The sequence below is a fragment of the Actinoallomurus acanthiterrae genome (assembly GCF_054775715.1).
Genome location: NZ_BAAHCO010000001.1, coordinates 6384854 through 6411687 on the forward strand (window position 1 = coordinate 6384854; position 26834 = coordinate 6411687).

A 26834-nucleotide genomic window follows, 5' to 3' on the forward strand; every position below is an offset into this window, starting at 1 on the left:
GCTCCTACAGGTAATGACGCTGGGTACGTTTGGTGGCGGCGTAGGTCTCGTACGCCTTCCGCGTGGACTCCAGCTCGGACACCTCGCTGACGGGGACGTCCCACCAGGCGCTCCCGGGCGGGTTGGGTCCGAGCAGGTCGGTCTCGACGTGCACGACGGTGGTCGTGGAGTTCGCCTTGGCGGTGGCGATCGCGGCCGTGAACTCCTCCACGGTGGACGCGCGCAGCACCGTGGCGCCGAGGCTCTCGGCGTTGGCGGCGAGGTCGACGGGCAGCGTGCCGCCGTCGAGCTGCCCGGAGTCCTGGGCGCGGTAGCGGTACGACGTGCCGAACCGCTGCGAGCCGAGGGACTCCGACAGCGAGCCGATCGAGGCGAACCCGTGGTTCTGCACGAGCACGATGATCACCTTCAGCCCCTCGGAGACCATCGTGACGATCTCCTGCGACATCATCAGGTACGAGCCGTCGCCGACCAGCACCACGACCTCGCGGTCGGGCGCGGCCAGCTTGGCTCCCACACCGGCGGCGACCTCGTAGCCCATGCACGAGTACGCGTACTCGACGTGGTAGGCCTTCGGATCCCGGGCCCGCCACAGCATCTGCAGGTCGCCGGGCATGGAACCGGCCGCGTTGATCACCACGTCGCGGTCGTCGAGCGCCTCATTGAGCGCGCCCAGGATCTCGGTCTGCGCGGGCAGCGGGCCGTGGCCGAGGTGGAAGCACTCGTCGGCCTTGCGGTTCCAGTCGTCGGCCAGCGTGCGCGTCCGCACGCGGTACGCGTCGTCCACCTGCCAGCCGGACAACGCCTCGTGCAGCGCCGCGAGGCCGCGTTTCGCGTCGGCCTCGACCATCTGCGCGGAGTGCTTCGCGGCGTCGAGCCGGGCCACGTTGAGGTTGACGAACCGTACGTCCGGGTCGCCGAAGACCGTGTGCGAGGCGGTGGTGAAGTCGCTGTAGCGCGTGCCGATACCGAGCACGACGTCGGCCTCGGCGGCCAGCGCGTTGGCCGCCGACGTGCCGGTGGAGCCGATGCCGCCGACCGCGCACGGGTGGTCCCACGGCACGGCGCCCTTCCCGGCGTGCGTGTCGGCCACGGGGATGCCGGTCGCCTCGGCGAAGGCGCGCAGCTCGCGTTCGGCCTCGGAGTACACGACTCCCCCGCCCGCGACGATCAGCGGCCTCTCGGCTCCGCGCAGCAGCTCCACGGCCCGCTCGATCGCCTCGGGCTCGGGCACCGGCCGGCCGATGTGCCAGACCCGGCGGCGGAAGAAGTCCTCGGGCCAGTCGTACGCCTCGGCCTGCACGTCCTGCGGCAGGCACAACGTCACCGCGCCGGTCTCGGCCGGATCGGTCAGCACCCGCATGGCCGCGAGCGCCGCCGGGATCAGCTGCTCGGGGCGCGTGACGCGGTCGAAGTACTTCGACACCGGGCGGAACGCGTCGTTGACCGTCACGTCGCCGCCGCGCGTGTCCTCCAGCTGCTGCAGCACCGGATCCGGGGCCCGGGTGGCGAACATGTCCGACGGCAACAGCAGCACGGGCAGCCGATTGGTGGTCGCCAGCGCCGCGCCGGTGATCATGTTGGTCGAGCCGGGACCGGTCGACGCGGTGCAGGCGAAGGTCTGCAGCCGGTTGCGCATCTTGGCGAACGCCGCCGCCGCGTGCACCTGGCCCTGCTCGTTGCGAGCCAGGTAGTACGGCATCTCGTGCTGGTACTGCAACAGCGCCTGGCCGATGCCCGCCACGTTGCCGTGCCCGAAGATGCCCCACACGCCGGGGATGAGCCGCTGCTCGACGCCGTCGCGTTCGGAGTACTGGCCGGCCAGGAACCGTACGAGCGCCTGCGCCGTGGTGAGCCTCATCGCGCACCTCCGAACGGCAGGCGCGGGTCGACGTCCTGCGACTCCCACAGTCCGCGCACCCAGCCGTGCGCGGGGTCGTCGCAGATCAGCCACGCGCGCTCCTGACCCGGCCCGGCCATGACGTTGAGGTAGTAGAGGTCGTAGCCGGGCGCGGCCATCGACGGCCCGTGCCAGCCGTGCGGGATCAGCACGACGTCGCCGCTGCGCACCTCGGCGAGCACGTCGATCGGCCGCTCGTCGGTGCCGTAGACACGCTGGTAGCCCATGCCGTCGCGGGCGACCTCGAAGTAGTAGATCTCCTCGAGCTCGCTCTCGCCCTCGCGCGCCTCGTCGTGCTTGTGCGGCGGGTACGACGACCAGTTGCCGCCCGGCGTCAGCACCTCGCACACCAGCAGCTGGTCGGCCTCGAACGTGTGCGGCAGGCAGTAGTTGTTGACCTGGCGGCTGCAGTTCCCCGCGCCGCGCAGCTCGACGGGCACGCCGCTCACCGGCCCGTACCGCGCGGGCAGGCGTTCGCTCGTCTTCGCGCTCGGCAGCGCGAACCGGCCGGTGCCGGTGATCGTCGCCTCCGCGTCGCGCGGCAGGTAGGCGAAGTCGGTGACCGCGTCGAACACCCCGGTCCGCCCGGCCAGCTCGAAGGTCTGCCCGTCAACGCGGACCGTGCACGAACCGGACAGCGGCAGGACCAGCGCCTCCGCGTCACCGGTGCCGACGGTCTCGGTGCCGTTCAGCTCGAGCACCCGCAGCCCGGAGTAACCCCAGCCCGCCGACTCCGGCGTGACCACCGTGCTGAACGGACCTTCGGCGGTGCTGCCCGCCTCCCGATGCAACGTCATATCAACCCCACCGCTGTGTCAACTGCCTTGGCGACGTCTCCGTCGTGCGGATACAGCAACGACCGCCCGACCACGAGCCCCTGCACCGTCGGCAGAGACAGTGCGTGCTGCCAGGCGGCGAAGGCCGCGTCCGGGTCCTTGACCTCGCCGCCCAGCAGCACGGCGGGCAGCGTCGAGGAGGCGAGCACCCGTTCCATGTCGGCCACCACGGGCAGTTTCAGCCACGTGTAGGCCGACGTCCTGCCCAGCGCGGAGGCGATCGTGATCGAGCGGATCACCGCCTCCGGCGACAGGTCGTTCTTCAGCCGTCCGTCGGTCCACACCGACACGAACGGCTCCACCATCGCGATCAGCCTGCGCGCTGCCAGGGCGTTGACGGCGGCCGCGGTGTTCTCCAGTACGGCCGGCGTCGCGGGGTCGCCGAGGCAGATGCGGGTCAGCGTCTTGCCGCCGTCGAAGCGCATGCGTTCGATGGACTCCGCGTCGTAGCAGGCGAAGCGGTCGTCGATCTCGAAGGTGGACCCCGCCAGGCCGGTACGGTTCATCGAGCCGATCACGGTCTTGCCGTCCAGCGCGCCGAGCAGCAGCAGGTCGTCGATGACGTCCGGGGTCGCCAGCACGCCGGTGACGCCGGGGCGCTCCAGCGCCAGGCACAGCCGCTCCAGCAGCTCGCCGCGGTCGGCCATCGCGAGCGGGTCGCCGCCGACGGCGTTGGCGCCGCGTGCCGGGTGGTCCGCGGCGATGATCATCATCCGGCCCTTGTCGTTGAAGGGCGACTTCGCCCGCACGCGGTTTGCAGCCGCCTCGGCGATCGCCTCCGGTTCGTGCACCCGTTTCACGACGATCCGCCGCACGGTGTCAGACACCCTGTGTCCCTTCCAGTCTGCGCAGTACCTGTTCCTCGGTCGGCATGGCGTCCGAGCAGGCCAGTTCCCCGGCCACGTGCGCGCCCGCGGCGTTCGCGAAGCGCATGATCCGCTCGGTGTCCCAGCCGGACAGCAGCCCGTGACACAGCGCGCCGCCGAACGCGTCGCCCGCGCCCAGCCCGTTGACGACCTCGACCGGCGCCGGCGGCACCACGACCTCACCGGAGTCATCGACCGCGAGCACGCCCTCGGGGCCCTGTTTGACCACGGCGAGCGAGATCCCCCTCTCGCGCAACGCCTTCGCCGCCTCGCGCGGCCGGTCGGTGCCGACGGCGGTCAGGCACTCGTCGAGGTTGCCGACGGCCACCGTGACGTGGTCGAGCGCCTTGCTCACCCGCTCCCGCGCGTGTTCGCGCGACTCCCAGAACATCGGCCGGTAGTCCAAGTCCAGCACGGTGATGCCCCTGCGGCCACGCGCCTCCAGCGCCGCCATGGTCGCCGTCCGGCTGGGTTCCTCCGAGAAGCCGGTGCCGGTGACCCAGAAGATCTTCGCCTCGCGTACGGCGTCGAAGTCGATGTCCTCTTCGCGCAGGTCCAGATCGGGCGCCTGCGGGAAGCGGTAGAAGTACAACGGGAAGTCGTCGGGCGGGAAGATCTCGCAGAACGTCACGGGCGTGGGCAGGTGCTCGGAGGTGCCGACGAAGCGATCGTCCACCCCGTACTCCCGCAGCGCGCGGTGGATGAACCGGCCGAACGGGTCCGCGCCCGTCTTCGTCACGACCGCCGAGCGCCGGCCGTACCGCGCGGCCGCCACCGCCACGTTGGTCGCGGTGCCGCCGAGATACTTGCCGAACGAGGTGACGTCCTCCAGGCCCACGCCGGTCTGCAGCGGATAGATATCCACACCGATCCGGCCCATCGTCACGAGGTCGAACTGTGCGGTCATGATGCTCGCCGCCTTCCGCGTTTGCTCTCACCGGCTTGAGCCGAACACTGTCGATGGTACGACATTTGTCAAGACATACGGACATAGCAACATGCGTACATGCAGTCGATTGAAGTGCTCGACCTGAGTCGTTCTCCCAGGTCATCCGCTCTATCAAGCGTGGCGTGGAGGACAAGGCCGACGCCACTGTCTGATCAGCGGGGTGCCACCGGGCCGGTCGATCCGCGGACCACCAGGTGAGGGGCGAGCCAGAAGACCCGTGTCTCGCCGTCCAGGCCCTTGTCGAGCCGTTCGACGGCGGCCTGGACCGCGAGGCGGGCCAGCTGCTTGGCGTCCTGGCGCACGGTGGTGAGGTCGATGTGCGCGAGCCGCGCGAGCCGGCTGTCGTCGTATCCCACGATCGAGACCCGACCGGGGACGTCGACGCCGGCGTGCCGCAGTTCGACGAGCAGCCCGATGGCGCACTGGTCGTTGCCCGCGACGACGGCGGTGGGGAGTTCGCCGTCGTCGAGCAGGGTGCGTGCCGCCGCGAAGCCGGACGACTCGGTGTAGTCGCCAGGCAGCACTCGCGCCCGGTCCCGCAGCCCGTGGTGGCGCATGGCGTCGAGGTAGCCGGTCCGCCGCTCGACGGCACCGGGCTGGTCGCCGCCGTCGACGTGGACGATGTCGCGATGCCCCAGCGAGACAAGGTGGTCCACGGCGAGGCGGGCGCCCTCGTCGTCGGCGGTGTGGACCGCGTCGAACACCGTTTCGTTCGGTGGGCGGCCGATCTCCACCACCGGGAGCCGGTTGCCGAAGTCGGTGGTGCAAGCCTCGCGCGCACCGACCAGGACCACCGCTTCGCAGCGGGAGGCAATGAGCGCCTCGAGGGCGCGGCGCTCGCCACGACTCGGGACCACGGCGCTGAGCACCACGTCATAGCCGACCTCTTCGGTGGCGGCGTAGATGCTCTCGATCAGATCGGCGTGGAACGGCTCGTGCGCGGTGAACATCACCCCGATCAGGCGGCTGTTCCGGCGCCGGAGCGACCGTGCGGCCTGGTCGGGACGGTAGTCGAGTTCGGCGGCCGCCTTCCGCACACGCTCGCGGGATTCGGCGCTCGGGCCGGCCGCGTCGCGGATGACCAGCGATGCCGTCGCCCGCGACACGCCCGCACGCCGTGCGACGTCCAGCAGGGTCGGCCGTCGCTCCGTCCCCGCATCCGACGGGTCCCCCTTCGAGCCCGAGGGGCGGGACGCCTTTGGGGTGGACATGCGACCTCCGGGACCTCGGCTGTGGCAGGGCTTCTCGCCGAACCGTCTCACTAGCAGTGTAGATCGATCTAAGTTAACTCCTTGACGACGCGATACGGACTACACACCGAAGTACGTCGCGAATCTCCTGCGCCGATCGGTGCGCCGCATTCTAGAATGCGGCATTTCGCCGTCGCGTTCAACATTACGAGTGCGCGGATTCATTGTCATTAACCGGGAATCCTGATTTGCTGCGAATATGTTGCAGCGTATCGAAGCGGATCAATTGATTCCAGGAAGAGGCAACCCCATTGGCGACGCCGTCGTCATTCTCGACGACGGCACGATCAGCTACGCCGGACCCGCCGCCGAAGCGCCGGCGACGCCCGGAGTCACCGCCGTCCGCACACCCACCGTGATGCCGGGGCTGTGGGACAGCCACACGCATTTCATGGGCCTGCGGTCCGCCGACATGACGGTGATGCTCCAGGAGCCCATCGCGCTGCGGGCCGCACGGGTCAGCAGCGACCTGCGGGCGGCCCTGAACGCCGGCGTCACCTCGGTCCGTGAGGTGGGCGGCCTCGGCATCCACATGGCCCGCGCGGTGGCCGAGGGCACCGTCGAAGGCCCGTCGATCTACGCGGCCGGGTCGACCCTGTCGACCACGGGCGGGCACGGCGACATGCACAGCTATCCGCTGTCGTGGATGCGCGACTACAGCCACCTCGGCGGCGAGCTGACCCTGGTCGACGGGCCCGCTGAGTGCGTTCGGGGCGCGCGCGAGCAGCTTCGCCAGAACGCCAAGCTCATCAAGGTCTACGCCTCCGGCGGCGTGCTGTCGGAGGTCGACCATCCGATCCACCAGCAGTTCACCGGCGCGGAGCTGCGCGCGATCGTCGAGGTGGCGGGGATGGCGGACCGGATCGTCGCCGCGCACTGCCACGGCAAGCCGGGCATCATGGCGGCCCTGGAGGCGGGCGTCACCACGATCGAGCACGGCACCTACCTCGACGAAGAGGCGGCCGTGGCCATGCGGGAGTGCGGCGCCATCCTCGTCACCACCCGCACCATCTTCCAGGAGCTCCTCGACCACAGCGACGAGGTGCCGGCGTACGCCGTGCGCAAGCTCGAGGAGACGATGGGCAGGCACGCGGAGGCCATCGCCATCGCCCGGGAGCACGGTGTCACGATCGCCTCGGGCACCGACATCTCCGCGAGCGGCCCGGACATGCTCAACTCCTGGGGGCGCAACGGCCGCGAGCTGCCCCTGCTCGCCAAGATCGGACTCACTCCCCTGGAGATCATCGAGGCGGCGACGGCCAACGGCCCGGCCACTCTGGGCCCGCAGGCGCCGCGCTCGGGGCAGCTGAAGCCCGGGTACGACGCCGACGTCATCACCCTCGACGCCGACCCCCTGGCGGACATGGCGGTCATGGCCGAACCCGACCACATCACCGGAGTCTGGAAGGCGGGCCGGCGTGTCAAATGACGGCGACTGGATCCTCGAGATCCGGCTTTTCACGGTGAGCCCCGATGCGCGGCCGGAATTTCACCGGATCAGCCGTGACGGCACGATTCCGCTGATGCGCGAATGCGGGATCACCGTGTTGGCGCACGGCCCCTCGCCGACCGACGACGACGGTTACTTCCTGATCCGCGCGTTCCCGTCGGTGGAGCTGCGGAACGAGCTCGCGCCGGCCGTCTACGCCACGAAGGAGTGGGAGGAGAACTACGAAGAGCCAGTGATGAAGATGATCCAGGAGTACCACACCACGCTGGTGCCGGTGTCCCGCCGGGTCATCGAGGAGTGGTCCACCACCGGATGACGGACCCGACGACGAAGCGGCTCGGTCCCCGAAAGGGACCGGGCCGCTTCTCGTCGTACTTGTCAGGCCAGGTCGCGGACGCGCTTGATGACCGGGCCGAGGACGTCCATGTGCGGGCGCTGCACGCAGATGTAGGAGAAGCCGTAGCGCTCCCGGTTCTCCAGGATCCGCCGGGCGATCTCCTCCTCCGTGCCGATCAGCATGAAGGGGCTCTCCAGGGCGTCCCGTACGTCGTCCAGCTGGAGGTAGGGGACGTTCTCGGCCGCGATCCGCTCGGCGACCGCGCGGCGGTCGTCGGTCACCTCGACGACCAGGACGAAGGCGTTCCACTCCATCTCATCGGCCCGCGGCCCCGCGACCTCGCGGAAGAACTCCACGCGCTGGTCCGCCTCGGCCGCCTTGATGATCCGCATGGTGCCCGGCGGCTCGCCGGGCAGCTGGAAGCGCCCGCCGAAGCTCACGATGTCGGCGCGTTCCGCGGCGACCCGGAGCGCGCGCTCGCTGGCCCCGCCGAGCAGCAGCGGCGGGCGTTCGACGTCCTCCTCCAGGGCGAGCAGCGCGTCGACCTCCTCGATCGTGGCCGCCAGCCGGTCCATGCGCTCGCCGAAGGGGTGCCAGGGGATCCGCGCGGCGTCGTACTGCTCCTTGACGATGCCGGCGCCGAGGCCGAGCTCGAACCGGCCGCCGCTCAGCCGGACGGCCGTGGCGACCTCCCGCGCGAGGATCGTGGGGTTCCAGTAGCCGTTGTTGAGCACGTACGTGCCGATCCGCAGCCGGTCCGCGACGGCCGCGGCGGCCAGCAGACCCTGGAACGGGGACGTCCGCCCGGTGCCCAGGTGTTCCACGGCCAGCGCTACGTCGAAGCCGTACGCCTCCGCCGTCGCGATCGTGTCCGTGAGCTCCCGGTATGACGGGACGCTGCCCAGGGTGAAGCCGAATCGGAAGTCGCGCATTGTCTCCTCCTCGTGACGAGAATCAGGGGGAATCGGTGGGACGGATGGCGGCGACGCCCAGCACGGCGGCGGCCAGCCCGGCGAGGGCCATCACCGGCCAGACCCCGTGCCCGAGCCGGACGAACAGGGCGCCGCCGATGATGGGACCCACTGCCGTGCCGAGCGTGTGCATGAACTGGAAGCCGCCGATGTACAGGCTCTTCAGCGGGGGCGGGGCGGCCATCGCCGGATAGGCGAACACGGAAGGCCCGCCGAGGATCTCGCCCAGCGTCCACACCAGCGTGGCGCCGATGATCACGACGGGCGAGATCGGGAATCCGTAACAGGCGTTGCCGAGGCCGACGAGGGTCAGGGTCAGGCCGACCGTGAACCGGGTGGGCCAGTGCTGCGAGATCTTCGTCAGCGGAAGCTCGAACACCACCACGATGAGCCCGTTGAGCGAGACCGCGACGGTGTACCAGAGCACCCAGACGTGGGCGGCCTTCACCTCGAGCGGCAGCGTGGACAGGTACTGCACGTAGACGATGGCGTTGAGCATCGTGGCGAACAGGAACAGCAGGTAGCGGCGGTCGTGGAACATCGCGACGTACCGGGCCGGCCCGGACTCCGCCGAGGCGTCTGTGCCGGTCGCCGGCCGGGAGCGCGCCGGGATCGCGACGAGGGCCAGCGCCGCGTACGCGAGCGCGATCAGCCCTTCGCCCCAGAACAGCAGCGTGTACTCCCGGCCGCCCAGGTAGAACAGCGCGAAGCCGAGGAGAGGCGCGGCCGTCGCGCCGAGGTTCAGCCCGAACCGGTACATCCCGAAGATCATCACCTGCCGGTCCTCGGGCGTCAGCTCGGAGAGCAGCGACGCCGAGGACGGCCGGTAGATCTGGGCGGCCACGCTCGCCAGGCCCACCGCGACGAGCACGGCCGGATAGCCGGGCAGGTAGAGCAGTGAGGCGGTGAGCACGGCGGTCGCCGTCATGCCGAGCACGGCGGAGTTCCGCGCTCCGAGCCGATCGGCGAGCGTCGCGCCGAGGAGCAGCCCGGCCACCCCGCCGGCGCCGTAGACGCTCAGCGCGAGCGCCGACCGTTCGGTGGAGTACCCCTTGGCCGCGAGGTACAGCACGATGAAGATGTTGAGGAATCCGCCGAGCCGGCTCAGGAAGACGCCGACGAGGAGCACCTTCACCGCGAGCTGTGACTCACGGAAGGTGTTCCAGACGGCGACGGTCCCCCTCTCCTCGGCCTCGATGTCGATCGCCATGGTCATCCCGTCGTGACGGTGAGCGCGGCCTCCGCGCCGTCCAGCGCGCGCAGGCATTCCTCGGCGGAGTCCGCCACGGCGATCGCGAAGGCGATCCGGCCCCACACGGTGCCTTTGGGGGGCGGGGACACCACGGCGCCCGGCGTGGCGACCGCGACCGCCCGCTCGATCGCGGCCGGCAGGGCGTCCTCGTCGAAGGCGACGGATCCGATGGTCGTGTCCTCCTCGTCGACGTAGAAGAAGCGGATCGCCGCGACGCGCCGGCGTACCGGATGGGTGTCCGGCGCCAGGCCGCAGGCCGCGGACGCCGCCGCCAGGCCCGGGTCGACGCCGGTGGCCAGCATTCCGAGGTAGGGGATCATGTCGCCGCCGAGCCGGCCGTTGACCTCGATGAGCCGTGGCCCGTCGGCGGTGAGCATGAACTCGGTGTGCGTCCAGCCGTCGAGGAATCCCAGCGCGGTGTGGGTGTCCTGCAGCGCCTGGAGGAGCGCCGGGTCGCCGAGCAGCGGGTCTGCGGCGTCGACGAAGTGACCGATCTCCTCCGCGTACGGCGGGTAGCCGACGACCTTGCGGGCGACGTACAGCGGGGTGACCTTGCCGTCCTGCACCAGCGCGTCGACGCTGATCTCCTCGCCGGTCACGCGCTCCTCGACGAGGAGCGGCTGGTCGGTGCTGTAGACGACCGGGTCCGGCGCCTTGGTGTCGCGCGAGAAGGCGAACCGGTCGCGGAGTTCGCCGGCGTCGTCGACGCGGACGACGCCGAGGCTCGCGCCCAGCCCTCGCGGCTTGAGGATCGCCGGATAGCCGACCCGCTCGGCGGCCTCCAGGGCCTCGTCGAGGGTCTTCACCGGGAGCGATCGCGGCTGGGGCACACCGGCCGCGTCGAGCGCGACGCGTGTCTGCCACTTGTCGCGCAGCCGCCAGATGACCGCCGGGTCGCCGTTTCGGGCGCCGATCGCCTCGGCGACGTACGCGGTCGCGTGGATCCGGCCCTCGTCCCAGCACAGGACGCCGGCCACGGGCTCCTGCGCGTGGACCTTCACGGCCGCCTCGGCCATGGCCGGGCCGTCGATCGTGCTCGGCACGACCGTCCAGCCGCTGATGTACTCCTTCTCCCAGGTCGGCTCGCTGACGTGGAAGAGGTGAATGCGAAATCGGGTGCCGATGGAGCGCAGCAGGTATTCGCGGTACGTGCGCATACCCGTCGCGACCACGAGCAGCAGAGGGTCATGCTGCTCAGCCATTTTGTCGTGTTGCTCAGCCATTTTCCGCCCTTTCCGCTAGTCCTCGGTGTAGTACCAGTTCTCGGGGTTGAGCATCCCGAACGGATTCACCGGCTCGAAGCCGCCGAGTCTCTTGTCCACTTCGAACAGCCGGATCGGGAAATTGGGGGTGAAGATGACCGGCACCTCTTCGGCGATGAAGCGCTGGAATTCGTACAGCGCGTCCAGGCCGTCGCTGGTGACGGTCCGCTCGACCAGTTCGTCGCAGCGCGGGTCTGAGTAGTGCCCGAAATTGCCGCCGGCGTCGGTCTTGAACAGGATCTCGCCGCTCGGATAGTGGTACGCCCAGCCGCCGTTCCAGCAGCACATCTCCCACCGGCACGGCACGCCGGGGCCCGGCTCGCAGGGAGCGTCCTCCGCGACGAGGATCGAGCCGTACACCTCTTCCAGTCGGAGCTCGATGCCGGCCGCGGCGGCGTCCTCCTTGTACTTGCGCATCAGCCGGGTGAGGGCGGGCCGGCCCTCGACGTACCGGAGCAGGATGCTGAGCCGCGTGCCCGCCGGGATGCCCTCCCCCGCCTGGCCCGGCCCGGTGCCGGGGTTCACGCACACGGCCGGGGTCGTGCTCGTGTCCCAGCCGTTGGCCTCGAGCAGCGCCCGCGCCGCCTCGGGGTCGAACGGCAGCGGCCCCTTCCCGCCGACCAGCTCCGGCGCGACCAGGTCGCTCGCCGGGATGACCGGAACGGGGCCGTCCTGGCGGTAGGCGTACCCGTGGTAGATGTCGTGGACGGCCGAGTCCTGGTCGAGCGTCCGCTGCAGGGCCTGCCGGACGTACGTCTGCTTGAAGAGCTTCCCGACGACGGTGGGGTTGTTGAAGTTCAGGCTGGTGTACCGGATGCAGTACGCCACCTGGGGAACGAGCCGGTAGTGCTCGTCGAGAGGGTTCGGGCCGCCCTGGGTGGGGTCGGTGGTCGGCTCCGTGGTGAAGCTCAGCGGCAGGTAGCCGACCTGGACCGAGCCCGGCCCGTCCGGCCCGCCCTTGAGGATCGCGAACTCCGCCTCGTCGGAGGCCATCGGGATCTGCCGGAACTCGTCCAGGTGCGGCTTGTTCGGCCCCGAGTAGTGCTCGTTGGGGACGAAGGTGACCACGGCGTCGAGGGTGTAGCTCTTCAGTCGCCAGGGTCCGCTGACGACGCTCCAGAGGGGGCTGTCCGGCCAGCGGGTCCGGTGCGCGTTGCCCTCGTCGACGATGTTGCCCTGCTGCTCCATCAGGTAGTCGTAGACGGCGAGGACGTCCGCGGTGTCACCGGAGGCGTTCGCCGGCCCGTCGGCGGTGCGGTCCCACGCCTTCGGCAGCGGGGTGATGGTGCTGAGCTGGTTCATCAGCACCCATTCCTTGGAATACGGCTTGTCGAAGGTGAAGAAGACGACGTCCTCGGCCAGCTTGCCGTACGAGGTGCAGTTGTCCGGGAAATAGCCGGGGACGTACTCGCCGTAGCGTTCGCCCTTCACCTTCAAGAGGTTGACCCAGAACAGCACGTTGTCCGCGCACAACGTCTCGCCGTTCGACCATTTCCACGGCTTGACCCTGATGGTCACCGTGCGGCCGTCCTCGCTCCACTGCGGGGGCTCGCCGATGCTCTGGTCGTAGTCCACCTCGGGGGTGCCGCGGCTGCCGAAGTAGTACAGCGGCCGGTACATCAGCATCTGGAACTCGTAGTTGTTCCGCATCCCCATGCGTTCCGCCGGGGTGAACGGGAAGATCACGGCGGGCGGGAAGCCTGGGGCCATCGCCCAGGTGACCACGCCGCCCTTCTTCGGCCGGCCGCCCGCCGTCGCCACGGCGGTGGTCTGCTGCGTCATCGGGTCCCTCCCGCTATCGGATCTCGGTCAGGTACGACACGCCCGCGGAGGCGTGGGCGCCGTAGCGCTCCCACTCCTCGCGCAGGTCGACGCCGCCGTCGGAGCGGAACTCCGGGGTGCTCCGGCAGTGCCCGGAGATCACTTCGCCGCTGTCCAGGACGATGCAGTAGGCGAAGTCGAGCGTGCCGTCGGCAGCGCATCGCCCGGCGAGCGAACCGCGCCGGGCCCTGCCCCCGGTGAACTCGCCCCAGAGCAGGTCGCCGTCCTGCCGGTAAATCGCCACCCGGCCGCTCTCGGCGGCCTCCGCCGGACGGAACCGGCGGCCGTTGTAATCGATCATTTTCCGCACCTCACCGATTGACCGGCGCACGCAATTCCAACGTGCAGCATTTGGCGCCACCGCCGGACTTCTTCAGTTCCGACAGGTCCACGCTGATGGGCACGAATCCACGCGCCCACAATTCGTCGATCAGATGGGTCGCCTGTTCGGCCAGCACGACGTACCGGCCGTCGGAGACCGCGTTGAGCCCGAACACCTCCGCGTCGGCGTCGGTGGCCAGGATCGCGTCGGGGTACAGCTCGCGCAGGAGCAGGCGGCTGTCGGCGGAGAACGCCGCCGGGTAGTACATGATCTGGTCGTCGTCGAGGACGGCCAGGGCGGTGTCGAGATGGTAGAAGCGCGCGTCGACCAGGGTCAGGGCGACCACCGGGCGGCCGAGGAACCGCTGCGCCTCCGCGTGCGACCGCCGATCCGTACGGAATTCGGTACCCGCCAGGATCCGGTCGCCGGCCACGAGGTAGTCGCCCTCGCCCTCGTTGACGTACGCGGGTTCGTGCACCTCGTAGCCCCGCTCGCGGAACCAGGACGCGTAGGCCCCCGCCTCGGCGGCCCGCTCGGGGTACCGGAACCGGGCGGCCAGGACCCTGCCGTCGACGACGGTCGCGCCGTTGGCGGCGAAGACCATGTCCGGCAGGCCCGGCGACGGAGTGATCACCTCGACCTGGTGGCCGAGCCCGAGGTACAGGCTCCGCAGCCGCTCCCACTGCGCGACGGCCAGGGCCGCGTCGGTCGGCTTGCCGGGGTCCATCCACGGGTTGATGGAGTAGCGGACGTCGAAGTGGGTCGGCGGGCACATCAGGAACCGGCGGCGCCGGGACACGCGCGCCGGACGGCCGGCGCGCGTGTCAACGAACTGTTCTGGCACGGACTCTGCTCCCCCGCTACTTCGCGAACGTGACCTTGATCTTGTCGGCGAACTCGTTCATGGTCCGGAAGGCCTCGGCCTCGGACCCGCCGGTCGTTCCGAGGAAGCCGAGGATCGTGTTGCCGTTCGGCGGCCTCTTGATCACGTCCCCCGGCCGTGCGGTGATCTTGAGCAGGAACACCTCGTCCGACTCGCTCACCTCCGGCGGCACCTCGACGTGCTCGACGACGCCCTCGTCGCAGATGAGGCACATCGCCGTGACGTGCACGCCGGTCGGCTGGAAGTGCCGGACCTTCGGGCGTCGTCCCAGTCCGATGTCGACGACCGCGGCGATCGGGTCGTGGTCGGCGGTGAGCCGGGCGATCATGTCCAGACCGCCGCCTCCGACCCGGGCGGCGATCTCCAGGAGGTACGGCTCGCCCTCGTGGAAGCGGACCTCCGCGTGCATCACGCTGCGCCGCAGCCCCTGGGCGCGCGCGGCGGCCCTGACCGCGCGCTGCACCTTGGCGACGTCCTCCGGGCCGAGCGAGGTGGGCGCGTGGTGGACGTCGTCGTCGAACGTCCCGCCCTCGGGGGTGATCCGGTCCACGACCGAGCCGAGGTAGACCTCGTCGTCCCAGGCGACGGCCTCCATCAGGTACTCCTTGCCGTCGAGGAACGACTCGACGAGCAGGCCGTTCGGGCCCAGGTCGACGCCGTCGGCCTCGGAGTTCACCCAGAACATCTCCTTGATGCCTTCGGCCGCCTGGGCGAAGTGCTCGGCCATCTCCTCCGGCGTGTCGACGCGGAAGACGAAGTGGCTGCCCGCGCCCAACGTCGGCTTGAGGATCACCGGGTACCCGAAGTCCTCGGCGGCCCGCAGCGCGTCGGACAGCTCGGGGACCAGCCGGTACGACGGGATCGGCACGCCGGCCTTCTCGTACGCCTGCCGCATCAGGTACTTGTTACGGCTGCGGACCGCGGCGTCGACCCCGATGCCGGGCAGCCCTAGGGCCTCGGCGACCGCCGCGACCGTGATGACCGCGGACTCGGAGAACGTGATCACACCGTCGAACTCCTCGACGGCGTGCCACTCGCGGGCCATGGCGACGATGTCGTCGATCTTCTTGTTCCCGACGAAGCGGTAGTGGTCGGCGGGCCAAAAGTCCGCGGTGCCCTCGCCGTTCAGGACATACAGGTCGACGCCGAGGTCCTGCACCTGCTTGTAGCGGGAGTGGTAGTAGTTCAGATACTGACGCGTCTCGATCGTGAGCAGCTTCATGGCTTACCTGCCTTTGAACGGGGATCAGGCGCCGGCCGGTACGCCGGTCGTCTCGCCGGCGTCCGCGGTCCGCAGGCGCGGGAGCGTGAACGCGCCGATCTCGGCCGGCTGCGCGGCGGCCAGGCCCAGGTCGACGCCGGCGTCCGCGGCCTCGCCGGCGACGTCGATGAGGATGGGCGCGGCGCAGGCCAGGAGCGCGCGGACCTGCAGGAACAGGTCGCCGAGCGCGGCCGGATCGCCGTCCGTGACCGCCGCCTCCTCGGCCAGCCCCTCGAGCCGCCGGCGATCGTGTCCGCCACCCTGCTGAGGCTGGGCAGTTCGTACCCGAGCCGGACGCGCTCGATGAGGATCTCCGCCCGCCGCCGTCCCGTCTCCGACGTCGGCAGCGGCGCGTCGCCAGTGCCCGCCGACGCGAGCCAGAGCGCGTCGGCGAGGGCGTTCCACGGCTCGACCAGCCGCCGGCCGGTCACCTCGCGCAGCGCGGCCACGCTGAAGTCGGTGCGCTGGTACTCCGGCGCGGTCAGCGCGAGGTGGAACCGTACGAGGTCGCGCGGCACCTCGGCGAGCAGGTCCGCGGTCCAGATGAGATGGTCCCGGCTGGTGGAGAACTTCTGCCCCTCGAGCTCGTAGAACTCGTTGCAGACGTTCGTCTCCGGCAGGACGTAGCGGTCGCCGTGGGCCATCAGCAGGACCAGGTCCAGCAGCCCCCAGTGGTAGACGTTGTCGAAGCCGTGGAAGTAGACGAGCTCCGCGCCGTGCTCGGCGCGCCAGTGCTCGTCGACCGCCTCGGCACGCTCGCCGCGCTGCGCCGCCGACCACCACGTGCTGTACATCACGGCCGGCATGGCCTCGACCCACGGATAGAGGATCTGCCCGGGGGTCTCGGGGAACGGCGCCGCGACGCCCCAGGTGCCGGGGAACGTCACCGGGATGTCCGGCAGCGGCCGGTCGAGGAGTTCACGGATGAGCTGCATGCCGTGCGGCCGCCAGCGCCCCTCCCGCGCGGCGAAGTAGGCGGTGAGGCGGTCCCGGTACTCCTCCATGGGCAGCACCAGGATGGTCTGCTCGCGGAACGTCACCGGCGCGTCGGGATCGAGCGTCGAGCGGGGATCGAGCAGCTCGTCGTAGTTGTTCGGGTGCCCGCATCCCTCGCAGACGCCGCCGCTGCTCCCGCTCAGGCAGGCCGGGCAGGTGCCGGTCAGCAGCCCGTCGTAGAGGTAGGCGCCGTTCGCGTACGGCAGGCGCACGGTGCGGAGCCGGAGTCGTCCCGCCTCGTGCAGGGCCGTGAAGAACTCCTGGACGGTCTCGCGGTAGCGGTCGTCGATCGGCGGCAGCCCGGCCATCGAGATGCCCATCGCGGTGAGGGTCCGCTCGATCGCCTCGGTCGACGTCGCGCACAGGCGCTCGGGCGGGATCCCCTTCCGGTGCGCCGTCGTGATCACGTAGCTCTGGCTGTCGTCGGTGCAGGTCGTGTAGATCACCGGACGGCCCATGGCCGCCAGGTAGCGGCTGTAGACGTCTCCGGCGAGGTACGGGCCGGCCATGTGACCGACGTGCAGGTCGCCGTTGGAGGTCGGCGTCGCGGCGACGACGATCGCCGGGCGCCCGCCGGCGGTCACGCCGGCCCGCCGTGACGGGTGCTGAACCGCTCGGCCATCTCGGCGTCCCACCACACGGCGTACATCTCGAAGTCGGCGTCGCCGTCGTTGACGACCTGGTGGCGCTGTTCCGGCGGGAAGTGGACGACGTCGCCGGCGACGAACGGCACGCGCTTGCCCTCGCTGATGATCTCGGCGGCGCCGTTCATCGCGACCCAGATCTCGTACTCGTGGTGCCCGTGGGCGCCGGAGGACGCGCCGGGCTTGACGACGCACCACGATCCCTCGAAGGGCGCGTTGAGGGCCGCCCACGGCATCAGCCGCTGCGCGATCAGCCCGTTGTCCTGTTTGAGGTTGTCCCGGTCGAGCTTGCGAATCTCCACGATCGCTCCTTACTGGACGTTGAGGACGAGCTCGGGGTCGTGGCGGCTGGCGAGGAGCTCGGTGACGATCTCCTGGGAGCGGGCGGCCAGCACGCTGAGCAGGGAGTCCGCGATGCCGTGGGTGGCCTCGTTGACGCCCTGCAGGTAGCAGCCCGCGGTGAACGACGGCGGCAGGTCCATCCGGTAGTTGCGGTTCACACGCGCTTCGCCGACGCCGGCCGTCGCCGCCAGGTCGCGCACCATCCGCGGCATTCCGCGGACGAAGCCGGTGCCGAGCATGACGACGTCGCAGCGGAGTTCGTCGACGCGGTGGCTCTTGCGGTCGGCGAGCGTGAGCACGACGTCGCCGTCGTCCATGCGCGCGTCGGTGACCTCCGCCATCGTGACCATGCGGAGCCGCTCGGTGCCCGTGAGCCGGTCCTGGTAGATCGCCCGGTACAGGGAGTCGAGCATGTTCGGCGCCAGGCCGGCGTAGTTGGTGCGGTGCATCTCACGCAGGAGCTGCTCACGTGCCTCGGGCAGCGCCGCGTGGAACTCGTCGATGAACGACGGGTAGAACAGCTCGTTGGTGAACTTGCTGGTCTCGTACGCGTTGAGGCCGATCGACCGCATGACCATCGTGCACCGTGCGCGGGGGAAGCCCTGGTAGGTCGCCCACAGCATCTCCGCGGCGCTCTGCGCGCCGCCGATCACCGCGACCCGCAGCGGGGCGCCGGTGTCCAGGTCGGCGACGCGCGTCGAGAACTCCGTGCTGTGGATCACCCGTGCCCGCGGGAGTCCCGAGAACTCGGCGGGGATGTGCGCGTCCCGTCCCGCGCCGATGACCAGGTTCCGGCAGACGATCTGCCCGCCGTCGGCCAGCTCGACCAGCCACTCCTCCACCTGCCCGTCGCTGGAATGGCAGGGCTTGATCGAGACGCAGCGCCGTCCGTGCTCGATTCGCACGGCGCGCAGCGACTCGGCGACCCAGCGCAGGTAGCCGGAGATCTCCAGCCGGTACGGCGTGAAGCTGCCGAGGTTGATGAACTCGTCGAGGCGGCCGACCGAGTGCAGGTAGTTGACGAACGAGAACCGGCTCCGCGGGTTGCGCAGGGTCACCAGGTCCTTCAGGAACGACACCTGACTCTGTGTCCAGGGCAGGAGCATTCCCCGCTGCCATTCCACGCTGTCGTGCTGTTCGATGATCAGCGTGTCGTGGGCGATCTCCTCGAGCGCCATCTCCTCCAGCGCCACGCCCAGGGCGAGGTTCGCCGGACCGGCGCCGATCGCGAGTAGCTCGACTTCCTGACGCTCCACTCTGTCCTCCAAGGATTCCGGGATGCGGGGTCGCTCGGTCATGTGGCCTCCTTCGTCGGAGGAGTGACCGGGCGCACTGTGCTTCTGATTCGCTCGCTCCGCTCGCTCATGGGATGCGTGCCTTGCCGGCCACGGCGTCCGTGACGAGGGCGACCATGTCGGGGACCGTGTGCGCGGCGTGGAAGGACCGCAGGTCCAACGTGATCTGGAGCCGGTCCTCCAGCTGCGCGAGGGCTTCGAGGGAGGCGATGCTGTCCCACCCGTGCGCGGCGAGGACCGGTTCGGCGTAAAGGCCGTCGGGCGTCTCGCTCAGTACGTCGCCGAGGATCTCCAGCACGGTCGGCTCGACCGTGGATGAGGCGCTCATGTCAGTCGTCACTCCGCTCGCGCAATGTGATCCATTCCGGGATGCCGGGGAGCTCGTCGCTCAGGTCGAAGGCGAACGCCTCGCCGTCGCCGGCCTGGGTGAATCCGGCCCGCGTCCAGAAGTCGGCGGCCACGCCGTTCTTCGGCGAGCGCGCGAACCGGCCCTCGACCGTTCCGGCGCCGCCGTCCCGCGCCGTCCGCAGGAGCCATCCGGCGATCGCGAGTTCGACGCCGCGGCCCAGGACGCGGCAGCTCAGCACCAGGTTCAGCACCTTCCAGGCGCCGGCCCGGCGGTCCACCCAGACGGCCCCGACGATCCCGTCGTCCCCGAAGCGGTCCCCCACCGCAATCGAGGCGACCAGGTGCCCCGGGTCTGTGCTCATGGCGGCGGTCTCGGCCTCGTCGAAGCGGATCCCGGTCAGGTTGAACTGGTTGGTCCGCGCGGCGAGCTGCGCCAGGCGGGCCACGGTGAAGCCGGTCGCCGGCGCGATCTCCATCTCGATGCCCAGTGCGCCGAGGTACTCCTCGGAGGACCCGAAGCCGGTGGCGAAGTCGCTGCGCAGCGCACGGGTCCGGTACAGCTCCGGGCGCCGCCGGTCGGTCTCGGTGAGCGCCATGACGTCGAACCAGCCGTCGTCCAGAAGCGCGCCCACGAGGTACGCGGGATCGCCGTTCGCCGGGACGAGCGCGACCTCGGGCAGTTCGTCGGCGACGTGACCGCGTTCGAAGTCCGAGTCGTCCATGAACACGAACGCGTCGGTGGACAGGCCCAGCGACCGCGCGGCGTCACGCAGGTTGCCGGCCTTCGCGGACCAGTTCACCGCGCTCACCGAGAAGGCGTCCGGGCGCAGCAGCACCTCCGGATGCCCGGTGAGCGCCTCCTCGACCACCTGCGGGTCGTTCTTGCTGGCCAGCACCAGGATGACGCCCTGGTCGCGCAGCCTTCGCGCGGTGCGCTGCAGCTCCAGGTAGCAGTTGCCCGGGTACAGGCCGCCGAGCTGGACGCCCTGCGCGCCCACCTCGCCGACGACGCCGCCCCACAGGGTGTTGTCCAGGTCGAGGGCGAGCACCTTGCGCGACAGCCCCCGCTTCGCCTGCACGACCCGGCGTACCTGCCGGGCCAGGACGAGCAGCGCGCCGTCGGTGTAGGGCATGTCCCCGTACCGGTGCAGCCGCGCGTCCCGTACGGGCACCGGCGCCTCGGCCAGCGCTCCGGCCAGGTCCACGGTCACGACCTGGGCGTCCTCCTCGGCGAGGCGGAGCAGGGACGCGTTGAGCTCGCACCACAGGCGTGCCACGCCCGCCCGCGCCCGCACGCTGATGAAGGCGTCGCGCACCTCGGACGTCAGCGGGACGGTGTGCAGCACCAGGAGCGCCGAGGTGCGTTCCCGCGCCCCCGCGAGCAGGCCGCGGAACTCCGCCAGGCGCGCCTCGACGTGCTTCTCCAGCGTCTCGAGGTCGGCGCTCCAGTCGCGGGGCAGGAAGTACGCCGCGTCCAGCAGCAGCGTGACGACGTCGGCGCTGAAGGCGGCCGTGGCCAGGGTCAGGTCGAAGGTGCCGTACTCCCCGTGCTCGATCTCGGGCACGAGCCCGGTGCCGACGAGCGCGGCGCGGAGCAGCGGCTCGAAGGAGCCCGCGGTGAACGTCGCGTGCACCGCCACGGTCACGGCCGGTGTGTCCTCGACCTCGAGGCCGGCCAGCAGCCGGCCTTCCGCATCAGGGCGGCGTCGGCGGACCCGGCCAGCGCCCGGCGTACGGCCGGCGCCGGCTGCCGGCGCTCGGCGACGGCGGCCCGCAGTTCGTTCAGGATGGTGTCACCCATCGGGTTCGTCACCGCCCTCAGGCCCGGACGAGCGTGCAGTACCAGCGCATGCCGATGGAGATCCCGGTCAGCGCGACCAGGTCACCGGGGGCGATGACGCCCTGCTCGGTCAGTTGCCCGAGGGAAACGAGCTGGTCGGCGGCGCCCATGTGCCCGTGCGTGACGGAGATCGCGGCGTTGGTCCGTTCCGGCGGGACGCCGAACGGCCGGGCGATGTCGTCGATGGAGTCCGCGCTGTCGTTGATGTAGATCACGTGGGTGACGTCGTCGCGGCTCACGCCCGCCCGGCGGCACGCCCCCTCGATGACCTCGACGGAGCGCGCGATGGCCTGTCCGGCGAACTCCCGCAGCCGGCGCGGGTCCTTCTGGAAGTGCGCCTGCACCCGCTCGTGCCCGGCCGGGGCCGTCAGGCTGGACCATCCCTCCGGCGCCACCGGCGCGACGGCCCCGCCGTAGTCCGTACGGAACCAGTCGCACAGGTCGGGGTCGGTGAACTGGTCGGTCGACAGCCACCGATTGCGGGGATGGCCCCGGCGGAGAACGGCGGCGACGGCCCCGTCGCTGTGCACGGCGTTGTTCACCTTCATGCGGTTCCGGTGGTACTCGCTGACCCGGTTCACCGCGGTGAAGAGAACGGTCTCGATCTCTGGCTGAACGGCGAGGACCCCGGCTACGATGCCCAGGCCGGTGACGCCTGACGCGCATCCCTCATTGAGCAGGAGCGTCTGCGCCTGGCGGATCTTCAGCTCTCTGGCGAGGGCCGCCGACGAATCCCAGTGCGGGTATTCCGGCATTTCCGAGGTCACGAGCACCACGAGGTCGATGTCGTCGGCGCTCAGCTCCGTGCGGGTGAGCGCGTCCTGGGCGGCCTCGGCCGCCAGGTCGGTGGCGGTGACGCCATCCGCGGCCCGGTGGAACGTGTGATAGCCCCACTGGAGTACCCGCTCCGGGTCCGTCACGTAGGACCCGACGGTCTTTTCCACGTCCTGGTCTTCGCCGAAGGCATATCCGAATCCAGCAATTCCGAAATCTACCGATGGACTCGCCATCACCACTCCTTCTTTTGCCTCGATACGCCGAAATTCTGTCCCGTGGAGGCGTTCAGCGGCAATAGCCGCCGATATTGAACGCAGGCGGATAATCATCAACCGCAAAAAAGAGACGGGTGATCGAATGCGGCCGGTGTTATGCCGAATGCTTCTTACGAGCAAGAAACGGCGCGGCCGTCAGATCCCCCGTGCGGGGGATCTGACGGCCGCGCCGTCCGGACTCAGGCCAGCAGGGACGCCGCCGCGATCCGGCTCGTCGCCAGAATCGTCTTGGCGGCGCCGCCGCTGCCCCCGGTGAAGGTGAACACCGGCGCGCCGGCCGCGACCGGACGCAGCCGCAGCCCGGCCGGATCGTGGTAGCAGTCGAACGACGCGACGGTACGGATCGGCTCCACGGGGACCCCGAACGTGTCGCGCGCGTGCGCGACCGTCCGGCGTTCCAGGTCCGCGTCGGGCGTCACCGCGTCCGGATCGATTCCCCACCGGTCACCGGGCAGCCCCAGCAGGAACGTCCCGGGTCCGGCGGGACGACCGTAGAAACCGGTGGACTCGTCGACGAAGGCGCCGAGGCCGGGGATGCCGGCGGCGCACAAGGTGTACTGGATCTGCTTGGTGCGCAGGCCGTCGGCGGGCAGGCCGCTGCGGGCCAGCAGGCGGGCCGTCCACGCGCCGGCCGCCACGACCACGGCGTCATGGCCGGCCGTCGCGCCGTCGGGCAGCCGTACCTCCGCCTTCGGCGTGACCGCCAGAACCGGGGTCCGCCGTACCGAGATCCCGGGATCGCGGAGCGCGGCGGCGCGCAGCCGGTCCGGGTGAATGTGGCCGGCGTGACGCTCGGCGACGCCGAGCGCGCCGGCCGGGAGGTCGCGGAACGGGTACGCCTGCCGGAGACGCTCCCGGTCGAGGACCGCGGCCGACCCGGGCAGCAGCTCGTCGACCACCGCGACCGGGCCGGCCGGGTCGGCGCGGCGGCAGCAGGTACAGCGACCCGATCTCCCGAAATCCGGCCCAGTCGCGGAGCGTGGCGCTCGCCCGGAGCTCGGCGAGGCTCTCGGCCGCGGCCCGGCACGCCTCCGGGTCGCTCTCGAACGCGCGGGTCAGTCCGCCCGAAGCACCGGAGGCGTCGGCGGACGAGCCGGTGTACACGATCGGCTCGACCCGCCGGGACGCCTGGCGCAACCGGAGCGCGAGCACGGCGCCCGCGATGCCGCCGCCGATGATCGCTATCCGCATGACTCCTCCTCGTCGGGGCTCCGATTCACCGCGACATCGCGGTCGTCCGGCGGACCTGCCGGTCCCTCGCCTCGGCCACGCGCCGCAGGTCGTCGGTGAAGTCGGTCACCCGGCGGTGCAGCGGCAGCGGAACATCGTCGCGGGCGAGCATCGCGCCGGCCAGTTCCAGGGTCTCGATCGTCGCCGCGTACCGCGGGTAGAGGAAGCGGAGCAGGACGTCCAGCACCAGGTCGCCGCGCCGTTCGGCCGCCTCCGGCATCGTCGCGAAGAACCGCTCGACGTACGGCGCCGTGAGCTCGTCCTGCTCCGGCTGCCAGAACCCCTCGGCGAGGGCCCACAGCGTGTAGCTGGACAGGCTGGTGTCGTTGATGATCGCGTTCCAGGTCGCTTCCTTCGCCGCCGGATCGGGACGTGCGGCACGGCATTTCGTGGCGAACTGCTCGCTCTCGCTCGTGGGATCGGCGTCGTACGCGGCGGAGATCTCCGCCTCCGTCAGCGCGCCCAGGATCGCGAGCCGGTAGCGGACCCGCCAGGCCAGGTCGGCGTCGAGCGTGAGCCCGGCCGGCAGCCCGGTCCCGGCGAGCCAGCCGCGCAGCTCCCCGACCTCCGCGGTCGAGCCGATCAGCGCGCGGAACAGCGTGATCTGGCGTTCGTCGCCGGCGCCGGTCCGCGCGAGGCGTTCCCGCAGGCTCCCGGCGATGCGGTCGAGCGCCGCCGGGCGCTCTTCGGGCAGCAGGAAGCGGCCGGCGACGTCGTCGTGGGCGTGTTCGAGCACCTCCGCGAGGATGGACGGCTCGGTCTCCACCGCGATCATCCGGCAGACCAGCGCGAGATGGTCCGCCGGCGGAAAGACGCCGTCCTGGACCCCGAGCAGCAGCGCGCACCAGACCATCGCCCGGTTGATCGGCGCCAGCGTCGGCAGCAGGTCTGGCAGCGCGGTCAGCGACGCGGCGTCGAACCTGATCTTCGCGTACGTCAGGTCGCCGTCGTTGAGCAGCAGCAGCGACGGCGCCGGCCTGGCGAGCTCCGGCAGCGGACGGCGTTCCCCACCGACCTGGACGCGCAGCGTCGTCCGCGCCTCGCCCGGTCCGTACAGGCCGACGTCGAGCGTGTGCGGTCGCAGGACCGAGTGGGTGTCGGGCGCGGACTGGCAGATCGCCGCCGTACGGACCCGGCCGTCCGCGACGGTGATCTCCGGCCACAGCGTGTTCACGTTCGCCGACTTCAGCCACTTTTCGGCCCAGCCGCTGAGGTCGGTGCCCACGGCCGTGCTCAAGGCGGCCATGAAGTCGCTGAACGTCGCACTGCCGTACGCGTGCCGCTCGAAGTAGATCCGCAGGCCGGCACGCAGCGCGTCGTCGCCGACCCGCGCGGCGAGCTGGCGCAACGCCGAGTGGCCCTTGAAATAGGAGATCCGGTCCATCTCCAGCAGCACGGTCTGCACATCCGGCCCCTCGAGACTGATCGGATGCGTCGACGGGCGCTGGTCGGCGACGTACGCCTGCGCCTTGCGGCGCACCGCGAAGGTCGTCGGCGGGCCGGGGAACCGGGTGGCCTCACTGGACACCCGGTGCGCCAGGTAGTCGGCGAACGCCTGGCCGAGCCACAGGTCGTCCCACCATCGGTTCGTCACCAGGCCGGCCATCCACATGAGCGAGATGCCGTGCGCGAGGACGACGGCGCGAGTCTCACGCTCGCTGACGGCCGCCGCGGAGCTGAACAGGTACAGCTCCCTGAGCAGGACGAGGCCCGGATGGTCGAGCGACAGCACGCTGAACTCCGGAGCGAACAGCTGGTCGAACTTCCCGAAGGGATACTCCACGCCGAACAGCCGCCCGCACGCGTCCAGGCACTGCCCGGTGATCTCGAAGACCTCGTCGACGTCGGGGGCGAGGGAGTCCCGCAGCGAGGCCCGGCAGTGCAGGCCGAGGGTGGTGCCGCCGTGCTCGGTGTGGAAGGAGGCGTACGGGCCGGCGGCCAGCGCGGTGAGGTACGTCGCCTGCGGCGGCGTCTCGGCCAGCTCCCAGCGGCCCGGGCCGGTCCTGACCGCCGCGCTGGTGCCCAGCACCGTCCAGTCGTCCGGGGCCGTCACGGTGAAGGTGTACGGCGCCTTGAGATCCGGCTGGTCGAAGCAGGCGAACACGCGGGGCGCGTTGTCGACGTACACGAACGTGTAGAGGTACACCTGGCCGTCGGCGGGGTCGACGTAGCGGTGCATGCCCTCGCACTCTCGGGAGTACCTCATGTCCGCGGTCACGACGATCTCGTTCCGTGCCGCGAGACCGGTCAGCGGCAGCCGTCCGTCGCTGAGCGCGCCGACGTCCAATGGCCTGCCGTTCAGGTACGCCGAATGCAGTGTCTCCGGCTTGATGTCGAGAAATGTAGTCTCATCCGGATCGGTGGCGTCGAACGCGATCGTCGTCGTGGAGCGGAAGATGCTCGGTCCGGTCGTCAGATCAAGGTCGACGTGGTACGAGCGAACGCTCAGCAACGCACTTCGTCCAGCGGCCTCGATTCGAGTAAGACTGCGCATTCGTTTACCCTCCATGACGTTAGAGTCAGGACATCCGACGCTTCGCGTAAACGCGAGCGCCGGATGCCTGACCTGGTCAGCGTCTAATGAACGCCCTACAAAGTGCTGCAGTTCTGCTCGACCTGTCGAGCGATATCCAGCCATCGGTCAGAACAGTAACGAGCCAGCACGACGATGTCATTCGCCCAGTGCGGGGGGACGGCGTCGACGACCAATTTCCAGTCGTCGAGGCCGACGACGTGGGCGTCGAACCAGCGCAGGAATTGCCGACCGGACTCGGCGTACTTCAACGCGGGATCGGCCCTCAGCTTCTCCCGCGTCGATCCCCAGTCGATGACCTCGACGCTCCGCCGGGCGCGGCGCAGCAGGGGTGGCCGTACGGCCGGCCGCGCGACGACGGGGGCAGCGACCTGCCGCTCCGTCGCGCGCTGCTTGAGTGGGAGCGGATCTCGGCCGTCCTTTACGCGTTCGCGCACGTCACGAGCCGTCCCTACGGAGATGCCCGCCTCTCGCGCGATCTCCCGGAGTGCCGCGTCGGGCCGGTTCCGGATGATCTCGCTGGCTCGCAGCCGTCCCTGGCTGGCGTCGAGGGGGCGGACGCGCCCGTCCCTGCCGATCCGGGCGTGCAACTGTGGAGAATCCACAGTTGCACGCTGACGGATCGCACTCACGGTCTTGGCGGAGAGTCCGGTCGCGGCGCCGATCGCCCGATCGGACCACTCCGATTGGGAGCGGATGATCCGAGCCGCCGCGGCCTCCCGGTCGGCCAGTGAGAGCGGTAGGCCATGGGTGATGTTCGACCTGACCGCCAGGAGGAACGCCGTCGCCTCGGTGCCGTCGAAAAAACGCACTTCGATGGTCTTTGATCCGCGCATCTTCGCGGCCATGAGGCGGTGCATTCCGTCGATGACCCGCATGGTTTCGCGGTGGACGAGAATAGGGGGAAGTGTTGATTCGAGTCCGGCCAGGACCCGCGTGTGCGCCGCGTCCTCCCCGGCCAGTCGAGGCGAGTCGGCCGGCAGCAGAGAATCCACCGGAACGACGGTGATCGGGCCGGTCTCCGGCGCGTCGGATAGGAGGTCATCGTATGGGTGCGCGATGGATTCATTACCTCCATCACGCGCCCTTCCCCGTGCATTTACTTCGACCAACAACCCCGCCTCCGTACCATGAAACAAAGCAGAAAGATCCGGAAGGTAGCCACGGCAGGCGAAATGGATCTACGACCTTTGT

General features: G+C 70.3%; 23 protein-coding genes and 2 pseudogenes. 2 read left to right on the forward strand and 23 right to left on the reverse strand.

Features of this window, described 5'->3' with window-relative positions; all coding sequences use genetic code 11:
• Nucleotides 1-4: 4 nt before the first annotated feature.
• From iolD to ACYVF7_RS30335, 5 genes are all read right to left on the reverse strand, one after another.
• Nucleotides 5-1861 (reverse strand): 3D-(3,5/4)-trihydroxycyclohexane-1,2-dione acylhydrolase (decyclizing), encoded by a 1857-nt coding sequence (iolD, locus tag ACYVF7_RS30315; protein ID WP_460347466.1) that lies wholly within the window; start codon nucleotides 1859-1861, stop codon nucleotides 5-7.
• Complete coding sequence (gene iolB / locus ACYVF7_RS30320; RefSeq protein WP_460347468.1) at nucleotides 1858-2697, reverse strand: 5-deoxy-glucuronate isomerase; 840 nt, start codon at nucleotides 2695-2697, stop codon at nucleotides 1858-1860. The genes iolD and iolB overlap by 4 nt, the downstream gene beginning before the upstream one ends.
• Nucleotides 2694-3563: a Cgl0159 family (beta/alpha)8-fold protein gene (locus ACYVF7_RS30325; RefSeq protein WP_460347470.1), complete on the reverse strand. Its 870-nt coding sequence runs from the start codon at nucleotides 3561-3563 to the stop codon at nucleotides 2694-2696. Before ACYVF7_RS30325 ends, iolB begins: the two co-directional genes overlap by 4 nt.
• Entirely contained in the window at nucleotides 3556-4509 is a 954-nt protein-coding gene (iolC, locus tag ACYVF7_RS30330) for a 5-dehydro-2-deoxygluconokinase (RefSeq protein ID WP_460347471.1), read from the reverse strand. Before iolC ends, ACYVF7_RS30325 begins: the two co-directional genes overlap by 8 nt.
• 194 nt (nucleotides 4510-4703) lie before the next feature.
• Entirely contained in the window at nucleotides 4704-5762 is a 1059-nt protein-coding gene (locus ACYVF7_RS30335) for a LacI family DNA-binding transcriptional regulator (RefSeq protein WP_460347472.1), read from the reverse strand.
• A 238-nt stretch (nucleotides 5763-6000) separates the two neighbouring features.
• Between ACYVF7_RS30335 and ACYVF7_RS30340 the strand changes: the two genes are divergently transcribed.
• Nucleotides 6001-7230: a metal-dependent hydrolase family protein gene (locus ACYVF7_RS30340; RefSeq protein ID WP_460347474.1), complete on the forward strand. Its 1230-nt coding sequence runs from the start codon at nucleotides 6001-6003 to the stop codon at nucleotides 7228-7230.
• Complete coding sequence (locus ACYVF7_RS30345; RefSeq protein WP_460347475.1) at nucleotides 7220-7567, forward strand: hypothetical protein; 348 nt, start codon at nucleotides 7220-7222, stop codon at nucleotides 7565-7567. Before ACYVF7_RS30340 ends, ACYVF7_RS30345 begins: the two co-directional genes overlap by 11 nt.
• Before the next feature lie 62 nt (nucleotides 7568-7629).
• Here the strand turns inward: ACYVF7_RS30345 and ACYVF7_RS30350 are convergent, their stop codons facing one another.
• From ACYVF7_RS30350 to ACYVF7_RS30435, 18 genes and pseudogenes are all read right to left on the reverse strand, one after another.
• Nucleotides 7630-8520, reverse strand: coding sequence for a TIGR03621 family F420-dependent LLM class oxidoreductase (locus ACYVF7_RS30350; RefSeq protein WP_460347477.1), 891 nt, complete (start codon nucleotides 8518-8520; stop codon nucleotides 7630-7632).
• Nucleotides 8521-8542: 22 nt separating this feature from the next.
• Entirely contained in the window at nucleotides 8543-9775 is a 1233-nt protein-coding gene (locus tag ACYVF7_RS30355) for an MFS transporter (RefSeq protein WP_460347479.1), read from the reverse strand.
• Entirely contained in the window at nucleotides 9772-11013 is a 1242-nt protein-coding gene (locus ACYVF7_RS30360; protein ID WP_460347481.1) for an ATP-grasp domain-containing protein, read from the reverse strand. The genes ACYVF7_RS30355 and ACYVF7_RS30360 overlap by 4 nt, the downstream gene beginning before the upstream one ends.
• A 36-nt stretch (nucleotides 11014-11049) precedes the next feature.
• Nucleotides 11050-12855: an ABC transporter substrate-binding protein gene (locus ACYVF7_RS30365; RefSeq protein WP_460347483.1), complete on the reverse strand. Its 1806-nt coding sequence runs from the start codon at nucleotides 12853-12855 to the stop codon at nucleotides 11050-11052.
• 13 nt (nucleotides 12856-12868) lie between these two features.
• The gene (locus ACYVF7_RS30370) at nucleotides 12869-13195 is read right to left on the reverse strand and encodes a hypothetical protein (RefSeq protein WP_460347485.1); all 327 of its coding nucleotides are present in this window, start codon (nucleotides 13193-13195) and stop codon (nucleotides 12869-12871) included.
• A gap of 10 nt (nucleotides 13196-13205) precedes the next feature.
• Nucleotides 13206-14060 (reverse strand): dimethylargininase, encoded by an 855-nt coding sequence (gene ddaH, locus ACYVF7_RS30375; protein ID WP_460347487.1) that lies wholly within the window; start codon nucleotides 14058-14060, stop codon nucleotides 13206-13208.
• 16 nt (nucleotides 14061-14076) lie between these two features.
• Nucleotides 14077-15321: an ATP-grasp domain-containing protein gene (locus ACYVF7_RS30380; protein ID WP_460347489.1), complete on the reverse strand. Its 1245-nt coding sequence runs from the start codon at nucleotides 15319-15321 to the stop codon at nucleotides 14077-14079.
• Entirely contained in the window at nucleotides 15318-16940 is a 1623-nt protein-coding gene (locus ACYVF7_RS30385; protein ID WP_460347491.1) for a class I tRNA ligase family protein, read from the reverse strand. Before ACYVF7_RS30385 ends, ACYVF7_RS30380 begins: the two co-directional genes overlap by 4 nt.
• Nucleotides 16937-17302 carry a cupin domain-containing protein gene (locus ACYVF7_RS30390; RefSeq protein WP_460347493.1) on the reverse strand — a complete coding sequence of 122 codons (366 nt, stop codon included), beginning with the start codon at nucleotides 17300-17302 and terminating at the stop codon, nucleotides 16937-16939. The genes ACYVF7_RS30385 and ACYVF7_RS30390 overlap by 4 nt, the downstream gene beginning before the upstream one ends.
• Before the next feature lie 9 nt (nucleotides 17303-17311).
• The gene (locus tag ACYVF7_RS30395; RefSeq protein WP_460347495.1) at nucleotides 17312-18640 is read right to left on the reverse strand and encodes a lysine N(6)-hydroxylase/L-ornithine N(5)-oxygenase family protein; all 1329 of its coding nucleotides are present in this window, start codon (nucleotides 18638-18640) and stop codon (nucleotides 17312-17314) included.
• 64 nt (nucleotides 18641-18704) lie between these two features.
• Nucleotides 18705-18965, reverse strand: a complete 261-nt coding sequence (locus ACYVF7_RS30400) for an acyl carrier protein (protein WP_460347497.1) — start codon at nucleotides 18963-18965, stop codon at nucleotides 18705-18707.
• A gap of 1 nt (nucleotide 18966) precedes the next feature.
• Nucleotides 18967-20631, reverse strand: coding sequence for an HAD-IIIC family phosphatase (locus ACYVF7_RS30405; RefSeq protein ID WP_460347499.1), 1665 nt, complete (start codon nucleotides 20629-20631; stop codon nucleotides 18967-18969).
• Entirely contained in the window at nucleotides 20628-20786 is a 159-nt protein-coding gene (locus ACYVF7_RS30410; RefSeq protein WP_460347501.1) for a hypothetical protein, read from the reverse strand. Before ACYVF7_RS30410 ends, ACYVF7_RS30405 begins: the two co-directional genes overlap by 4 nt.
• Before the next feature lie 17 nt (nucleotides 20787-20803).
• Complete coding sequence (locus ACYVF7_RS30415) at nucleotides 20804-21769, reverse strand: 3-oxoacyl-[acyl-carrier-protein] synthase III C-terminal domain-containing protein (protein ID WP_460347503.1); 966 nt, start codon at nucleotides 21767-21769, stop codon at nucleotides 20804-20806.
• Nucleotides 21770-22056: 287 nt separating this feature from the next.
• Nucleotides 22057-22791 (reverse strand): annotated as a pseudogene (locus tag ACYVF7_RS30420) (FAD-dependent oxidoreductase); the annotation flags it as partial.
• 25 nt (nucleotides 22792-22816) lie between these two features.
• Nucleotides 22817-23068, reverse strand: a pseudogene (locus tag ACYVF7_RS30425) (FAD-dependent oxidoreductase); the annotation flags it as partial.
• Between the two features lie 25 nt (nucleotides 23069-23093).
• Nucleotides 23094-25745, reverse strand: a complete 2652-nt coding sequence (pepN, locus tag ACYVF7_RS30430; protein WP_460347505.1) for an aminopeptidase N — start codon at nucleotides 25743-25745, stop codon at nucleotides 23094-23096.
• Entirely contained in the window at nucleotides 25697-26635 is a 939-nt protein-coding gene (locus tag ACYVF7_RS30435) for a ParB/RepB/Spo0J family partition protein (RefSeq protein WP_460347507.1), read from the reverse strand. The genes pepN and ACYVF7_RS30435 overlap by 49 nt, the downstream gene beginning before the upstream one ends.
• Nucleotides 26636-26834 lie beyond the last annotated feature (199 nt).

Bases quoted from the DNA above. Each gene is read 5' to 3' on its own strand.
- iolD (WP_460347466.1), bottom strand. From the start codon at position 1,861: ATGAGGCTCACCACGGCGCAGGCGCTCGTACGGTTCCTGGCCGGCCAG.
- iolB (WP_460347468.1), bottom strand. From the start codon at position 2,697: ATGACGTTGCATCGGGAGGCGGGCAGCACCGCCGAAGGTCCGTTCAGC.
- iolC (WP_460347471.1), bottom strand. From the start codon at position 4,509: ATGACCGCACAGTTCGACCTCGTGACGATGGGCCGGATCGGTGTGGAT.
- ACYVF7_RS30335 (WP_460347472.1), bottom strand. From the start codon at position 5,762: ATGTCCACCCCAAAGGCGTCCCGCCCCTCGGGCTCGAAGGGGGACCCG.
- ACYVF7_RS30340 (WP_460347474.1), top strand. From the start codon at position 6,001: ATGTTGCAGCGTATCGAAGCGGATCAATTGATTCCAGGAAGAGGCAAC.
- ACYVF7_RS30350 (WP_460347477.1), bottom strand. From the start codon at position 8,520: ATGCGCGACTTCCGATTCGGCTTCACCCTGGGCAGCGTCCCGTCATAC.
- ACYVF7_RS30355 (WP_460347479.1), bottom strand. From the start codon at position 9,775: ATGACCATGGCGATCGACATCGAGGCCGAGGAGAGGGGGACCGTCGCC.
- ACYVF7_RS30360 (WP_460347481.1), bottom strand. From the start codon at position 11,013: ATGGCTGAGCAGCATGACCCTCTGCTGCTCGTGGTCGCGACGGGTATG.
- ACYVF7_RS30365 (WP_460347483.1), bottom strand. From the start codon at position 12,855: ATGACGCAGCAGACCACCGCCGTGGCGACGGCGGGCGGCCGGCCGAAG.
- ACYVF7_RS30370 (WP_460347485.1), bottom strand. From the start codon at position 13,195: ATGATCGATTACAACGGCCGCCGGTTCCGTCCGGCGGAGGCCGCCGAG.
- ACYVF7_RS30380 (WP_460347489.1), bottom strand. From the start codon at position 15,321: ATGAAGCTGCTCACGATCGAGACGCGTCAGTATCTGAACTACTACCAC.
- ACYVF7_RS30395 (WP_460347495.1), bottom strand. From the start codon at position 18,640: ATGACCGAGCGACCCCGCATCCCGGAATCCTTGGAGGACAGAGTGGAG.
- ACYVF7_RS30400 (WP_460347497.1), bottom strand. From the start codon at position 18,965: ATGAGCGCCTCATCCACGGTCGAGCCGACCGTGCTGGAGATCCTCGGC.
- ACYVF7_RS30410 (WP_460347501.1), bottom strand. From the start codon at position 20,786: ATGGGTGACACCATCCTGAACGAACTGCGGGCCGCCGTCGCCGAGCGC.
- pepN (WP_460347505.1), bottom strand. From the start codon at position 25,745: ATGGCTGGATATCGCTCGACAGGTCGAGCAGAACTGCAGCACTTTGTA.